Source organism: Acidiphilium acidophilum (assembly GCF_033842475.1).
In the GTDB taxonomy this organism is placed as follows: domain Bacteria; phylum Pseudomonadota; class Alphaproteobacteria; order Acetobacterales; family Acetobacteraceae; genus Acidiphilium; species Acidiphilium acidophilum.
Genome location: NZ_JAWXYB010000018.1, coordinates 2,915,242 through 2,929,652, shown reverse-complemented (window position 1 = coordinate 2,929,652; position 14,411 = coordinate 2,915,242). Strand labels below are relative to the sequence as shown.

15 protein-coding genes are annotated in these 14,411 nt (G+C 65.6%); 11 read left to right on the top strand and 4 right to left on the bottom strand.

Going from position 1 to position 14,411, the window contains the following annotated elements; translation table 11 throughout:
* Nucleotides 1-23: 23 nt before the first annotated feature.
* Nucleotides 24-599, top strand: a complete 576-nt coding sequence (locus tag SIL87_RS16585; protein ID WP_319615246.1) for a TlpA family protein disulfide reductase — start codon at nucleotides 24-26, stop codon at nucleotides 597-599.
* A gap of 11 nt (nucleotides 600-610) precedes the next feature.
* On the top strand, nucleotides 611-1,117 hold the full coding sequence (locus SIL87_RS16580; protein WP_319615245.1) for a hypothetical protein: 507 nt from the start codon (nucleotides 611-613) through the stop codon (nucleotides 1,115-1,117).
* 106 nt (nucleotides 1,118-1,223) lie between these two features.
* On the opposite strand, the gene SIL87_RS16575 is transcribed toward SIL87_RS16580, so the two are convergent.
* Both SIL87_RS16575 and SIL87_RS16570 read right to left on the bottom strand, forming a co-directional pair.
* The gene (locus tag SIL87_RS16575; RefSeq protein ID WP_319615244.1) at nucleotides 1,224-1,640 is read right to left on the bottom strand and encodes a type II toxin-antitoxin system HicB family antitoxin; all 417 of its coding nucleotides are present in this window, start codon (nucleotides 1,638-1,640) and stop codon (nucleotides 1,224-1,226) included.
* A 9-nt stretch (nucleotides 1,641-1,649) separates the two neighbouring features.
* On the bottom strand, nucleotides 1,650-1,829 hold the full coding sequence (locus SIL87_RS16570; protein WP_319616003.1) for a type II toxin-antitoxin system HicA family toxin: 180 nt from the start codon (nucleotides 1,827-1,829) through the stop codon (nucleotides 1,650-1,652).
* Nucleotides 1,830-1,998: 169 nt separating this feature from the next.
* Here SIL87_RS16570 and purQ point away from each other — a divergent pair, with 169 nt between their 5' ends.
* From purQ to SIL87_RS16545, 5 genes are all read left to right on the top strand, one after another.
* A complete protein-coding gene (gene purQ / locus SIL87_RS16565; RefSeq protein ID WP_319615242.1) occupies nucleotides 1,999-2,691 on the top strand; it encodes a phosphoribosylformylglycinamidine synthase subunit PurQ in 693 nt (230 codons plus the stop codon).
* Nucleotides 2,691-4,868 carry a phosphoribosylformylglycinamidine synthase subunit PurL gene (gene purL / locus SIL87_RS16560; RefSeq protein ID WP_319615241.1) on the top strand — a complete coding sequence of 726 codons (2,178 nt, stop codon included), beginning with the start codon at nucleotides 2,691-2,693 and terminating at the stop codon, nucleotides 4,866-4,868. Before purQ ends, purL begins: the two co-directional genes overlap by 1 nt.
* Nucleotides 4,869-4,887: 19 nt before the next feature.
* Nucleotides 4,888-5,121 (top strand): BolA family protein, encoded by a 234-nt coding sequence (locus SIL87_RS16555; RefSeq protein ID WP_319615240.1) that lies wholly within the window; start codon nucleotides 4,888-4,890, stop codon nucleotides 5,119-5,121.
* 26 nt (nucleotides 5,122-5,147) lie between these two features.
* On the top strand, nucleotides 5,148-5,495 hold the full coding sequence (grxD, locus tag SIL87_RS16550) for a Grx4 family monothiol glutaredoxin (RefSeq protein WP_319615239.1): 348 nt from the start codon (nucleotides 5,148-5,150) through the stop codon (nucleotides 5,493-5,495).
* Nucleotides 5,496-5,577: 82 nt separating this feature from the next.
* Complete coding sequence (locus SIL87_RS16545) at nucleotides 5,578-6,708, top strand: glycosyltransferase (protein WP_319615237.1); 1,131 nt, start codon at nucleotides 5,578-5,580, stop codon at nucleotides 6,706-6,708.
* A gap of 29 nt (nucleotides 6,709-6,737) precedes the next feature.
* Here the strand turns inward: SIL87_RS16545 and SIL87_RS16540 are convergent, their stop codons facing one another.
* Both SIL87_RS16540 and SIL87_RS16535 read right to left on the bottom strand, forming a co-directional pair.
* Nucleotides 6,738-7,721, bottom strand: a complete 984-nt coding sequence (locus SIL87_RS16540; protein ID WP_319615236.1) for an aldo/keto reductase — start codon at nucleotides 7,719-7,721, stop codon at nucleotides 6,738-6,740.
* Nucleotides 7,722-7,841: 120 nt separating this feature from the next.
* Nucleotides 7,842-11,204 (bottom strand): bifunctional diguanylate cyclase/phosphodiesterase, encoded by a 3,363-nt coding sequence (locus tag SIL87_RS16535; RefSeq protein ID WP_319615235.1) that lies wholly within the window; start codon nucleotides 11,202-11,204, stop codon nucleotides 7,842-7,844.
* Between the two features lie 183 nt (nucleotides 11,205-11,387).
* Between SIL87_RS16535 and ffh the strand changes: the two genes are divergently transcribed.
* From ffh to trmD, 4 genes are all read left to right on the top strand, one after another.
* Nucleotides 11,388-12,761: a signal recognition particle protein gene (gene ffh / locus SIL87_RS16530; protein WP_319615234.1), complete on the top strand. Its 1,374-nt coding sequence runs from the start codon at nucleotides 11,388-11,390 to the stop codon at nucleotides 12,759-12,761.
* Nucleotides 12,762-12,844: 83 nt separating this feature from the next.
* Nucleotides 12,845-13,189, top strand: coding sequence for a 30S ribosomal protein S16 (rpsP, locus tag SIL87_RS16525; protein WP_319615232.1), 345 nt, complete (start codon nucleotides 12,845-12,847; stop codon nucleotides 13,187-13,189).
* Nucleotides 13,190-13,192: 3 nt separating this feature from the next.
* Entirely contained in the window at nucleotides 13,193-13,699 is a 507-nt protein-coding gene (gene rimM / locus SIL87_RS16520) for a ribosome maturation factor RimM (RefSeq protein ID WP_319615231.1), read from the top strand.
* A complete protein-coding gene (gene trmD / locus SIL87_RS16515; RefSeq protein WP_319615229.1) occupies nucleotides 13,696-14,397 on the top strand; it encodes a tRNA (guanosine(37)-N1)-methyltransferase TrmD in 702 nt (233 codons plus the stop codon). The genes rimM and trmD overlap by 4 nt, the downstream gene beginning before the upstream one ends.
* The last annotated feature ends 14 nt before the right edge of the window (nucleotides 14,398-14,411 follow it).

The window sequence follows — 14,411 nt, the reverse complement described above, 5'->3', positions numbered from 1 at the left end:
TATTCATCGAAGGAGTTTTTGCCATGATCGCGTCCCTGATGCCGACCCTGAACAATGTGCGCCGTCTTGCGCTGCTTGCCGGTGTGATGGCGCTGCCCGGGCTTGCGGTGGCTTCGCCCTCGGGCGTGATGGGGCCGAAGGATGCGCCTGATCCGGGCAATCAGCCGGCACCCGTTGCCTCGTTCATCAGCGGGGGCAGGGCGGTTTCGCTGCGTTCGTATGCGGGGCATCCGATCATGCTTTGGCAGGTCGCCACGTGGTGCGGCAGTTGCCGGGCCGGGCTGCGGGTGTTGGCGCGGAATCAGGCGATGATCGACAAGACCGGCATCAGGGTGATCGTTCTGCGCGATTACCGGAATGGCGGCTATCCGGGGATCGGCATTACCAAATTCGCGGAGCGGGCGGCGCCGGGGCTGATGCACGATCCGCATTTCATCTTCGGTGACGACACCCGGGCGTTGTACACGCTCTACAACCCGCATCATTATGTCGATGTCTATGACCTGATCGGCAAGGATCGGAAGATCAAGGTGGTGTCCTCGACCCCTTCGGCGACTTTCGGCAGGATCGAGGCGTTCATCGCGGCTGAACGCTCATGATGACGGCGACGATGAGCAATATCGTCAGGATGCCGGTTGCGATCCGGATGGCGTTCGCTGACCGGCGGGCGCGGCTCTGGGGGGTGGGAACGGTGCTGATCGGGTTGGTTTTCTATCTGCTGATCCTGCCCGCGACGGATACCGGCGGTGCGATCGGGCTGGTTTCCCTGCAATTCCTGACGTTCGGGGAGGCGGTGCTGGCGGTGGTGATGGCGGTGCTGCTGGGGCTGACCATGGCGCTGGGGATTTACGGGCTGCGGCAGGGGGGAAGCGCGGCTTCGGGCGGATCGGTGCTCGGCGCGATCGTTGCGGTGCTGCCGACGCTGCTGTGCTGTTCCCCGGTGCTGCCCCTGGCGGTCGCGGCCATCGCTTCGGTGCTGCCGGCGGCGGGGGCGCTGGGCCTGCCGGTTCAGGGGTTTGTGGCTACCCATGAGGCGCTGCTCTACGGTGTTGCCATCGCACTGATGGTGTGGGGACTGTACGGCAATGCGCGCCGGGCTCTGCAGTGCGTCTGTTGACGGGCGGCGTGTCGCTTGTTTGCCCTCATTGCCTGAAATTGAGTGCAGGGTAGCACGGGCCGAACGGAGGCATCGTCAGCGCTCCCGCCTCATCATCCGATAATGATCATTGCGGATCGTAAAATGTCTGCGTGTGATCTTCCAGGGTCATGTGAGCGATGAAGCCGGACCGGGTTTCGCCGGTTGCTGCGGCCAGGGCGTCGAGGCGTTTCAGGATGCGCCGGGGGAGGGTGATGTTGACGCGGGTGGTCGTATCATCGAGCAGGGCGGGGTCGACTGTGATGACGCCGAAGCTCCAGCCTGCGTAGGCGGGGTTGCTGCTGAGGGCATCGAGGCTGGTGGGTTTCGGAATGGGTTTACCCTGATCGAGCGTGGCGTCGATCCAGGCGGCGGCGGCTTGTTCGGCGGCGGACAGGGCATCGTCGAGCGTGTCGCCGGCGGAGAAGCAACCGGGGAGATCGGGGACGACAATGCCGAAGGCGGTTTGATCGGTGCCGGGTTCGATGGCGATGGGGTAGCGCATGATGATCTCCTATAGGCCCGCCTGTTTGCGGATGGCGGCAACGAGGCCGGTGCCGAGGTCTTTTTTCGGGTGTGGCACCACGACGTGACCGGGACGCGTCGGGTGCTTGAACACATGGTGGGAGCCGCGAACGCGATCGAGTTCCCAGCCGGCGCTTTTCAATTCGCGGACGAGGTCGGCGCTCTTCATGATGCGCATCATACACATTTTTTCATGCTGGTCCAAGACGGCTCCACGGCACCACCCCGGATTCAAAAGAGTTTTTTGGTTCTTTTTTGCAAAAAAGAACGCCTTGCTTCCCTTCGCTTGCCCAACGCGCACGGGCAGGGCAAGACGCGCGGGACGGAGATGTGAACCCATGCATGCAGGCGTTGTTGTTTTTCCCGGGATCAATCGTGAGCGCGATATTGCGATTGCGCTGGAGGGGAGTTTGGGGCGGCGGCCCCGGATGATCTGGCATCGGGAGACGGATTTGGCCGGGGTTGATCTGGTGGTGATCCCGGGCGGGTTTTCCTATGGGGATTATCTGCGGTGCGGGGCGATGGCGGCGCAGTCGCCGGTGATGCGGGCGGTGGCGGATCATGCGGCGCGGGGCGGGTATGTGCTGGGGGTTTGCAACGGGTTTCAGATTTTGACCGAGGCGGGGATGTTGCCGGGGGCGTTGCTGCGCAATGCGGGGCTGCGGTTTTTATCGATGGAGTGCCGGTTGCGGGTGGAGCGGGCGGATACGGTGTTTTCCGGGGCGTATGCGCGCGGGCAGGTGTTTCGGGCGCCGATGGCGCATGGCGATGGCAATTATTTCGCGGATCAGGCGACGCTGGATCGGCTGGAGGGCGAGGGGTTGGTGGCGTTCCGGTATGTCGATGAGCGGGGTGCGGTGACGGCGGCGGCGAATTTGAACGGGTCGGCGCGCAATATTGCCGGGGTGTTGTCGCCGAATTTGCGGGTGCTGGGGTTGATGCCGCATCCGGAAAATCTGGTCGATCCGTTGATGGGTGGGGTGGATGGCAAGCCATTGTTCGACAGTCTGACGGCGATTGGAGTGGCGTGATGGATCAGGTGATCGATGCGGCGCTGGCGCGGAGTTTCGGGCTGTCCGGTGAGGAGTATGAGCGGGTGCTGGCCATTATGGGGCGCACGCCGAACCTGACGGAGCTGGGGATATTTTCGGTGATGTGGTCCGAGCATTGCTCGTATAAATCATCGCGGGTGTGGCTGAAGACGCTGCCGACGAGCGCGCCCTGGGTGATCCACGGGCCGGGCGAGAATGCCGGTGTGGTGGATATCGGCGAGGGGTTGGCGGCGATTTTCAAGATGGAGAGCCATAACCATCCGAGTTTCATTGAGCCGTTTCAGGGTGCTGCGACCGGGGTGGGCGGGATTTTGCGCGATGTGTTCACCATGGGGGCGCGGCCGATCGCGAATTTGAACGCGTTGCGGTTTGGTGATCCGTCGCTCGCGGTGACCAAGCGGGTGGTTGATGGCGTGGTGCGCGGGATTGGCGGGTATGGCAATTGCGTGGGCGTGCCGACCGTGGGTGGTGAGACCAATTTTCATCGCTCGTACAATGGCAATCCGCTGGTCAATGCGATGACGGTGGGGATTGCGGCACAGGACCGGATTTTTCTCTCGGCGGCGGCGGGGATTGGCAATCCGGTGGTGTATGTGGGGTCGAAGACCGGGCGGGACGGGATTCATGGCGCGACCATGGCTTCGACCGAGTTTGCCGCGGATTCCGAGGAGAAGCGGCCGACCGTGCAGGTGGGCGATCCGTTCATTGAAAAGTTGCTGATCGAGGCGTGTCTGGAGTTGATGGCGACGGATGCGATCGTTGCGATTCAGGATATGGGGGCGGCGGGGCTGACCTCGTCCTCGGTGGAGATGGCGGGCAAGGGCGGGGTGGGGATCGAGCTTGATCTCGATGCGGTGCCGCAGCGCGAGGCGGGGATGACGGCGTATGAGATGATGCTGTCGGAGAGCCAAGAGCGGATGCTGATCGTGATCGATCCGGCGCGGGAGGAGATGGCGCGGGCGATTTTCGAGAAGTGGGAGCTGGATTTCGCGGTGATCGGGCGGATTACCGATACCGGGCGGATCGTGGTGACGCATAAGGGTGTGGTGGAGGCGGATATCGCGCTCGATCCGCTGGCGGAGCAGGCGCCGCTCTATGAGCGGCCTTATGTCGAGGCGGCGAAGCCCGGGGCGCTGGGGGATGTGGATGATCCGGTCGGGATTGCGGCGGGGCTGATGCGGTTGATCGGGTGCGCGGATGTCGCGTCGCGCAAGTGGATTTGGGATCAGTATGACGGGACGGTTGGCGGGCAGACGGTGAAGCGGCCCGGGCAGGCGGATGCGGCGGTGGTGAAGATCCCGGGGAGCCGGCGAGCGCTGGCGCTGACGACCGATTGCACGCCGCGTTATTGTGCGGCGGACCCCGAGGCGGGGGGCGCGCAGGCGGTGGTGGAGGCGTGGCGGAATATCACCGCGACGGGCGGCTTGCCGCTGGCGGTGACGGATAATCTGAATTTCGGCAATCCGGAGAAGCCCGTGATCATGGGGCAGATCGTCGCGGCGATCCGGGGGATGGGGGCGGCGTGTGCCGCGCTCGATTTCCCCGTGGTTTCGGGGAATGTGTCGCTTTACAATGAAACCGAGGGGTCGGGGATATTGCCGACGCCGGCGATCGGCGGGTTGGGGGTGATCGAGGATGCGGCGACGGCGGTGGGGATTGCGCTGAGGCCGGGGCTGGATCTGGTCGTGGTGGGTACGACGCGCGGGGAATTGGGGCAGTCGCTCTGGTTGCGCGAGGTGCTGGGGCGGGAGGATGGCGCGCCGCCGACGATCGATTTCGCGGTGGAGCGGCGGAATGGCGAGTTCGTGCGGGGCTTGATCGGGGCCGGGCTTGTGGCCGCGTGCCATGACGTTTCGGATGGCGGGTTGCTGGTGGCGGTGGCGGAGATGGCGCTGGCGGGCGATGTCGGCGCGGCGGTGACGCTGATGCCGGAGGGGGCGGCGCATGGGTTCTGGTTCGGCGAGGATCAGGCGCGGTATGTGCTGGCGGTGGCGGATGGGGCCGCGGTGATCGCGGCGGCGCGGGAGGTCAGTGTGGTGGCGGCGGCGCTCGGGACCAGCGGCGGGGATCGATTGACACTGCCGGATGGCAACGCCATATCTGTCGCAGAAATGCGAACGGCGCATGAACATTTCTTCGCGCGCTGGTTCGCCTGATCGTTCCGAGGATTGCCCCATGGCCATGTCGGTCGCCGAGATTGAACTTCTGATCAAATCCGCCCTGCCGGATGCGCAGATCACGGTGGAGGATCTGGCGGGGGATGGCGACCATTATGCCGCGACGGTGACCAGCGAACAATTTCGCGGGATTTCGCGGGTGCGCCAGCATCAGATGGTGTATGCCGCATTGCAGGGCAGGATGGGGGGCGCGCTGCATGCGCTCGCGCTCCAGACTTCGGCACCCGACTAAGCTGCCCTTTCGTTTAGGAGAGTTTCATGAGCCAGACCACAGATACCGCCGCTGCCGCCATCAAGGCTGCGATCACCGAAAATCCGGTGATGCTGTTCATGAAGGGCACCGCGATGTTTCCGCAGTGCGGGTTTTCCGCACGGGTGGTGCAGATTCTGACCCATAGCGGGGTTCCGTTCAAGACCGTGAATGTGCTGGAAGATCCGGAATTGCGCGACGGGATCAAGGCATTTTCGAATTGGCCGACGATTCCGCAGCTTTACGTGAAGGGTGAGTTCGTCGGCGGCTGCGACATCGTGACCGAGATGTTCCAGTCGGGCGAATTGCAGACGCTGTTCGAGCAGAACGGCATCGCGAAGACCGCTGCGACCTAAACGCTTCAGCTTCGTCACCGACGAACTGCCACGGCCCGGTTCTGCCGGGCATCTGGCCTATAATCATGCGCTGATCAGCCATTTGAGCGCGCGCGGGCATCGGGTCGATCTGTATCTGACCCGGCCTCGCCTGCCGGGGCCGGTGATGCGGATCGACCAGGCCGCGCCGTTCGCCAGTCTGGCCGGGCCGCGATTGGTGCGGGCGGGGCGGTATGTCGCGGCGACCGAGCCACGGGCGGCGGTGGCATCGATCGCGCGGGCGGTGCTGCCGGGCGGGATGATGCGCGGGGCGCGGCATCGGCACAACGATGTGGTGCTGGGCAGCTATATCACCAACGATGAGGCGGGGTGGATCGCGCGGCGGATCGCGGCGGACCGGCCCGATGCGATCCTGATCGATACGGTGTTTCGCGCGGCCTTGCTCGAACGGCCGGAACTTGGGGGCGAGGATCGCGCCCGGTCGGTGGTGATCACGCATGATGTGTTTCATCGCCGGCACGCGGCGCTGAAGCTTGCGGGGTATCGGGTCGAGCCGGCGGAGTTGAGCCGGGCGCAGGAGGCGGCGGCGCTGGGGCGGGCCGGGGCGCTGGTGGCGATCCAGCCGGATGAGGCGGGGTTGCTGCGGGAGATGTGCCCGGGGGTGCAGGTGATCAGCGTGCCGATGCCGGCAGCGCCCGCGCCGCGCCCGGCGGGGGTGATGCGCAATCCGGATCGGCTGGTGTTCGTCGGCAGTGACAATCTGCCCAATCTCGACGGGTTGCGCTGGTTTTTCGAGGCCATCTGGCCGGGGTTGCGTTCGGGCCGTCCGTCGATCCGGCTGGATCTGGCCGGGGATTGCGGGGCGGCGATCGGGCGGTTGCCGAGCGGGGTGCGGCGGTTGGGACGGGTGGCGGATCTGGCGCCGGCGCTGCATCGGGCGGCGCTGGCCATCGCGCCGTTGCGGGCGGGGTCGGGGCTCAAGGTCAAGCTGCTCGATTATGCGCGCCACGGGTTGTGGACGGTGGCGACCGGGGAAGCCCGGTCCGGCCTGGCGGATGACCGGCGGGCACCGGTATTCGTTGCCGAATCCCCGTCGAGTTTCGGGGCGACCGTGCTGGCGGCGCTGGCGCAGCGGCCCGAGGATGCCGATGCGCTCGGGTATGTCACGCGCCATTATGCCGCGGCACAGATTTTTGCGCCGTTGACCGCCTTGCTGGAGGATGCCCCGGGCTAAGTTGTGGCAGGCTGAGTTGTGCGGGGGGATTACCGGTTGAGGGCGCTCATCTGGCCGGCGGCGTAGCGGGTGCCGGAGGCCGAGCCGGGAGGCATCGCGCGGTCGAGTTTCGCAAGATCGGCGGCGGAGAGCGGCACATCGAGCGCGGCGAGGTTTTCATCGAGATGGGGGCGTTTGCCGGTGCCGGGGATCGGCACCACGTCGCTGCCCTGGGCGAGGACGAAGGCGAGGGCGAGCTGGCCGGTTGTGCATTTGAGGCGCTGGGCCATTTCCTCAAGGATGGTGACGAGGGTGAGGTTGCGCGCGAAATTCTCGCCGGTGAAGCGCGGCTGGGCGCGGCGGGAATCGCCTTCGGGGATGTCCTCGGGGGATTTGAACGCGCCGGTCAGGAAGCCGCGACCGAGCGGCGAATACGGCACGAAGCCGATGCCGAGTTCGCGCAAGGTGGGCAGGACATCGTGTTCCATGTCTCTGGTCCAGAGCGAATATTCGCTTTGCAGGGCGGCAATCCGGTGGGTGGCGTGGGCGCGGCGGATGGTGTTGGGCGCGGCTTCGGAGAGGCCGAGATGGCGGATTTTGCCCTCCGCGACCAAAGTGGCCATGGCACCGACCGTGTCTTCGATCGGCACTGCGGGATCGACCCGGTGCTGGTAATAGAGATCGATCGTTTCGATCCCGAGGCGCTTGAGGCTGGCCTCGCAGCTTTTGCGGACATACTCGGGCCGGCCGCAGACGCCGCGGAAACTGCCGTCCGTGTCGCGGACATTGCCGAATTTGGTCGCGATGACGACATGATCGCGGAACGGGGCGAGGGCGCGGCCGACCAAGGTTTCATTGGCGCCCATGCCGTAGATGTCGGCGGTGTCGAACAGGGTGACGCCGCGTTCGACCGCGTGGCGGATGGTGGCGATGGATTCCGCCTCGTCGCGCCCGGCATAGAAATCGGACATGCCCATGCAGCCGAGGCCGATGGCCGAGACGACCAGCGACGGTCCCAGTCTGCGTTCGTTCACTTTCGGTCTCTCCTCGGAAGGGGGCATCCGCTCGTGATCATCATAGCAGAATGTGGGCGGTCAGGGTGGTTGGCAAGCGTTGCAGGATGAAACAATCTGCGAGGGGCGGCGGCGCGGCGGTCAGGGAACCAGGGCGGTGGCGGGGCGGGTTTGCCGAATCCACGAGGTTTTCAGCCAGGAGGCTGCGGCTTCCGGCCGGCCGAACAGATAGCCTTGCATGGTCTGGCAATTCCGGTCGCGCAGGAAAGTGGCCTGGGCTTCGGTTTCGACGCCTTCGGCGACGGCTGCGAGGCCGAGGTGGTTGGCCATGGCGAGAATCGCCTCCGCGAGTGCGTAGTCGCGCGGATTGTCCGGCAGGCTCTGGACGAAGCTGCGGTCGATCTTGAGTTCGGAGACGGGCAGGCTCTGAAGGTAGCCGAGGCTGGAATAGCCGATGCCGAAATCATCGACCGACAGGCGGATGCCGAGGCCAGCGAGATGGTTGAGTTTCGCGATGGTCGGCTCGCCGCGATCGATCAGCGCGGTTTCGGTGATTTCCAGGATGAGGTCGTGCGGATCGGCACCTTCGCGGGCGAGGGCGTCCTCGAGCTCGGTGGTGAAGGCGGGATCGTGGAACTGGGCGGCGCTGACATTGACCGCGATCCGCAACGGATGGCCTGCGGCGCGCTGTTCGGCGAGGATGCGACCGACGGCGGCGAAGACCCAGCGGCCGAGCGCGAAGATCATCCCGGTCGCTTCGGCCACCGGGATGAAGGCGTCGGGCGGCATGATCGTGCCGTCCGGCTGGCGGAGGCGGATCAGGGCTTCGGCGCCGGTGATGGCCCCGTCGCGGTCGACCTGGGATTGCAGCCAGAGTTCCAGGCGGTCGTGATCGATCGCGTGACGCAGCGCGATCTCGATGGCGTGGCGATGGGCGACCCGGTCCTGCATGGCCGGTTCGAAAAACATGATGGCGGTGTGCGCGGCGAGCTGGGCCTGATGCACCGCGATATCGGCCTCGTGGAACAGGCCCTCGACGGTGGATGAGAGGGGGTTGAGGAGGGTGATCCCGACATCCGCCGTGACGTGGCATTCATGGGCGGCGACGTGGATCGGCGCGGTCAGGGCGCGCAGGAGGTCTCCGGCGATCCGGCGGGCGATGGCGGCGGCCTGGGGCGATTCCTCGGCGAGACCGGGGAGAAGAATGCCGAATTTATCGCCGCCGAGCCGGGCGACCAGATCCTTGCGGCGCACCCCGATGGCGAGGCGGGTTGCGACCTCGCCGAGCACCAGATCGCCGATCGCGTGGCCGTGGCGGTCGTTGATCGCCTCGAAGCCTTTGAGATCGATGAACATCAGCGCGCCGATCCGGGCGGGCGGCTCGGCGAGTGGGACCAGCGCCGCCTTGAGGCTCTGGTGCAGCGAGGCGCGGTTGGACAGGCCGGTCAGCGGGTCGAAATAGGCGAGGCGGTGGATTTCCTCGTTGGCCTCGTACTGGTCCGTCACGTCGACGGCGGCGCCGACCACGCGGTCGATGCCGCCGGGGGCGCCGCGAACCAGCATTTGCTCATCACGCATCCAGCGGTAGATGCCGTCTCTGTTGGCGAACCGGTAGTGCTGGACCAGCCGCCCGGTCTCGTGCAGGCGGCGTTCGGCGGCGATGACGGTTTCGCAATCGTCCGGATGCACGTGCCGCAGCCACCAGCCGGGTTTGACGACGTCGTCCGGCGCGTGACCATAGAGGCGCTGGATGTTGGGGCTGACCTCGACGATGGTCCAGCCGTGTGGCGCCAGAACCCCGGCGCTTTGTTCGAGGGCGTAGACTACGGTCGGGCTGGCATCGAGCAGTCGGGCGAGCCGGCGTTCGGCGCGGCGCTGATCGGCGACGGCGTGATCGCGCGCGATCCGCGTGCGCAAGGTGCCGATGCCGAGGGCGAGGTGGCGGGCCAATTGGGTGAGGACGCGGACTTCCTCGGTGTCGAACCCCGGATCGCTGGTGGCGACATGATCGGCGCGATCATCGGCGAGGAGGGTGAGGCAACCGAAGGTCTGGCCGGTTTCGTCGCACAAGGGCAGGGCGATCGCGGAGGTGTAGCTCTGGAATTCGGTCTGGCGGCTCCAGGGTTCGGTTCGCCGGTCGTTCAGCACGTCGTTGACGATGACCGGGCGGTTTTCCCGGACGGCGGTGCCGGAGGGGCCGCGACCGAACCGATTGTCGCCCCAGGAGATGAAGATCTCCCGGATGCGGCTGATCCCTGTTCCGGCCAAAGCGACCGGGCGCAGGGTTGCGGCGTCGTCGGCTTCGGCGAAGCCGACCCAGGCGGCGGTATAGCGGCCGATTTCGACGGCATGCTGGCAGATTGCGTGGCTGAGAGCGACTTCATCGGTGGCACGCGCGACCGACTCGTTGGCGGCGAACAAGGTCTGAAGCGCACGGTTGGCGCGTTCGAGCAGGGCGCGGGATCGGGCCAGCGCCTCCTCGCGCAGGCGGCCGCGCAGCACGGTGGTCAGGCCGCTGGCGAGGTCGGTGCGGCGGGCAGCGTGATCGGGTGAAATCTCGTCATCCGGATAACCCACCGAGAGCTCGAAGCGGCGCGCATCGACGGTGATCGGCACCGATATCTGGCGGCGGGTGCCGCAGGCGGCGGCCAGGGCGAAGCCGGGGTAGGTCTCGATATGGGCGACCTGCGAAACCGGGCCGGAATCGACGCTGACCTGGCTGGTGAAGACCTCGGCGCAGCTGAGTTCTGACAGGGGACGCCACGATGAGCGCCGTTCCTCGAGCAGGCGGGCTTCCACCTCGGGGTGACGGGCGTAGCTGGCGATGACGCGGAACGCACTGGCGGCGATATCGCCTTCCGAGACGCTCAGATAGGTCAGGCCGAGCATCAGGCCGGCATGGCGCAGCATGTCGTCGAGCGCGGCACCGAGATTGGGCGCGGCGGCGGCGATGTCCGCAAGTCGCTGGCGGAATGATAATTGTTCCGTCAGGCTGCGCTTTTCGGCGAGGCGGCTGAGCAACTCCATCTCGCCGACCACGGCGCGGGCGAGTTCGGCCAGCATCGCCTGTTTCGCCGGGGAGAAATCGTGACGGGCCTTGATATCGGCGATTGCGAAGGCGCCGAGGCGGTGCCCGTTCGGATCGATCAGGGGGGCGCCGGCGTAGAAGCGGATCCCGAGATGAGCCGCGGGTTCGCTGGCGAGCATTCCGCAGTCGCAGGCGGCGTCCTCGACGACCAGAACCGTATCGCTGTCGATCACGGCATCGCAGAAATAGCCGCCCCGGGGCAGGGGTGGGGGCTGAAAGCCGAAGGGGGAGCGGAATTGGACGGTTTGTTCGCCAACCAGGGAAATCACTGCCATCGGAACGTCGAACATCGTGCCGGCGAGGCGGGTGAAGCGCGCGCATGTGGCTTCGGCATCGGGGCAGCCGCCTTCGAACCGGGACACCGCCTGTAGGCGCCGCGCTTCGCTCACATCGAGGCCATGCTCAAAAATACCCATGCTATCTCATATATTGCAAATTTTTTGTCGAACGCCAAATGGATTCGGGAGTGATATGTTCGTGATCATGCCTCTTGTGGAATGGGACGGATTACGGCATACCTCGCCGCTCTGATCCGTCGCGCTGCGAGTTTCGCACCGCGGCGTCTTTTTCGTTGTGCCTTGTACGGGCAGGAGTGAGCGATGTTCGACGCCCTTTCGGGCAAACTTGGCGATGTGTTCGACCGGTTACGCCGGCGCGGAGCCTTGTCCGAGACCGATGTGATCGAGGCGATGCGGGATATTCGTCTTGCACTGCTCGAAGCCGACGTTGCTCTGCCAGTGGTGCGCGATTTCATCGCCAAGGTGCGGTTGCAGGCGGTCGGGGCCGAGGTGTTGCGGGCGGTTTCGCCCGGGCAGCAGGTGGTCAAGATTGTCAACGACGCGCTGGTCGAGGCGCTGGGCGGCGAGGGCGTGGTGCCGCTCAACCTCAATGCGGCGGCGCCGATTCCGTTTTTGATGGTCGGGTTGCAGGGGTCGGGCAAAACCACGACGTCGGGCAAGATCGCGCTTTATCTGAAGGACAGGCAGCGCCGGAAAGTGCTGCTGGCGAGTTTGGATACCCAGCGGCCTGCGGCGCAGTTGCAGCTGGCGCAGCTGGCCGAGCGGGCGGGGGTGGCGTCGTTGCCGATCGTGCCGGGCGAGACGCCGGTGCAGATCGCGAAGCGGGCGATGGAGACCGGGCGGCGCGAAGTGTTCGACGTGGTCATTCTCGACACCGCAGGGCGGCTTTCGATCGATCAGGCGTTGATGGACGAGGTCAAGGCGATCCGTGCCGCCACCGATCCGGCCGAGACGCTGCTGGTGGTCGATGCGATGACCGGGCAGGATGCGGTGGTGACCGCGACCGCGTTCAACGAGGCGGTGAGCATTACCGGCATCGTGATGACGCGGCTGGATGGCGATGCGCGCGGCGGTGCTGCGCTGTCGATGCGGGCGATTACCGGCGCGCCGATCAAGCTGATGGGCATGGGCGAGAAGCTCGATGCGCTGGAGCCGTTTCATCCCGAGCGAATCGCCGGGCGGATTCTCGGCATGGGCGATATTGTGTCGCTGGTCGAGAAAGCATCGGAAAACGTCGATCAGGCGAATGCCGAGAAACTCGCCAAGAAAATGGCGAAGGGCAAGTTCGACCTTGAGGATTACGGCGAACAGCTCAAGCAGATCACCAAGATGGGCTCGCTTTCCGGCATCATGGGGATGTTGCCGGGGGTCGGGAAGATCAAGCAGCAACTGGCCGATGCCGATCTGGATACCTCGATCCTCAAGCGGCAGGGGGCGATTATTTCCTCGATGACCAAGGCGGAGCGGGCCAATCCGGACATTATGAAGGCAAGCCGGAAGAAGCGGGTCGCGGCGGGGTCCGGTACTTCGGTGCAGGAGGTCAATCGGCTGCTCAAGCAGTTCGATATGATGAAGGACATGATGAAACGCGCGTCGAAGCTGGGCCAGAAGGGGCTGGCGCGCGGGGGGTTGGCGGCGTTGATGCCGCAAGGCGGCGGGAGACGGCCGTTTTAAAGGCTGGCGGCGGGAGATGGCCGTTTTAGGTTTGCCCTTTTTTCGGGGATTCAGTTTTTGTTTACTTTGGAGAGTTATAGACAATGTCGTTGAAGATCAGACTAGCCCGTGCGGGTGCGAAAAAGCGGCCTTTCTATCATATCGTGGTCGCGGATGCGCGCAGCCCGCGGGATGGCAAGTTCATCGAGCGGCTGGGGAGCTACAACCCGATGCTGCCGGCAGAGCATGAGGACCGGGTGCGGCTGGTCGATGAGCGGGTGACGCATTGGCTGAGCCAAGGCGCGCAGGCGACCGACCGGGTGGCGAAATTCCTCGGCAAGGCCGGATTGGCGCCGATGCCGGTGTATCGCGAGCAGCCGATTCAGGCGGCGCCGAAGAAGAAGGCGCAGGAGCGGGCCGCCGAGCGCGCCAAGGCTGCCGCGGCGTAATCGATGGATCAGGCGCTGATCCTGATGGGCGTGATCGGCAAGCCGCATGGGGTGCGGGGGGCGGTGCATGTGCACGCCTATACCGACAACCCTGCGTCGCTCGCCGCATTTGCGCTCCGCGATCAGCGCGGACGCCGGATCGAACTGGCCTGGGTGACCGAGGGTGTCGCGCGGGTGACGCTGCATGAGCCGGGCGGTAAAGTCACCGTGGCGGATCGGGATGCGGCGGCACGGCTCGTGAACGTTCAACTCTTTGTTGAACGCGCGGCGTTGCCTCCGGCGGATGACGAGGAGTTCTATCTCGCCGATCTGATCGGGCTCGCCGCGATCGGGGCGGATGGCACCAGCCACGGCACCATCACCGCCGTGCACGATTACGGCGCGGGAGCCAGCATCGAACTCGATGACGGCTCGCTCCTGCCGTTCACCCGTGCGGTGGTGCCGGAGATCGATCTGGCGGCGAAGCGGGCTATCGTGGTGCCGCCGATCGAGATCGAGGTGCGGGGGTGATGTTTCGCGCCACCATCCTCACGCTGTTTCCGGAAATGTTTCCCGGGCCGCTCGGCTGTTCGCTGGCGGGACGGGCGCGGGAACAGGCGATCTGGTCGCTCAATTGCGTCAATATCCGCGATTTCGGCCAGGGACGGCACCGGGCGGTGGACGATACCCCGTTCGGCGGCGGCGCGGGGATGGTGATGCGACCGGATGTGCTGGATGCGGCGATCGGGTCGGTTGCCGATGATCGGCCCCTGATCGCACTCACGCCGCGCGGCACGCCGCTCACCCAGAGCCGGGTGAAAACCCTGTCCACCGGAGGCGGCGTGATCCTGCTGTGCGGGCGCTACGAAGGCTTCGATCAGCGCGTGCTCGATGCCCGTAACGCCGAGGAAATCAGCATCGGCGATTACGTGCTCTCGGGTGGGGAAATCGCGGCGCTCGCTCTGCTCGACGCCACTATCCGCCTGCTGCCGGGCGTGATGGGGGCGGCGGAAAGCGCCGACGAGGAGAGTTTTTCAGCGCCCCTGCTGGAATATCCGCACTACACCCGCCCGGCGGACTGGAACGGGCACGCGGTGCCGGAAACCCTGCTTTCGGGCCATCATCAGGCCATTACCGCATGGCGGCGCAGCCAGGCGGAAACCATTACACGAACCCGCAGACCCGATCTGTGGGCCCACCATATTGCCAGCCAGCCGGCTCGGCCATAACGCTCTCTCGAAAG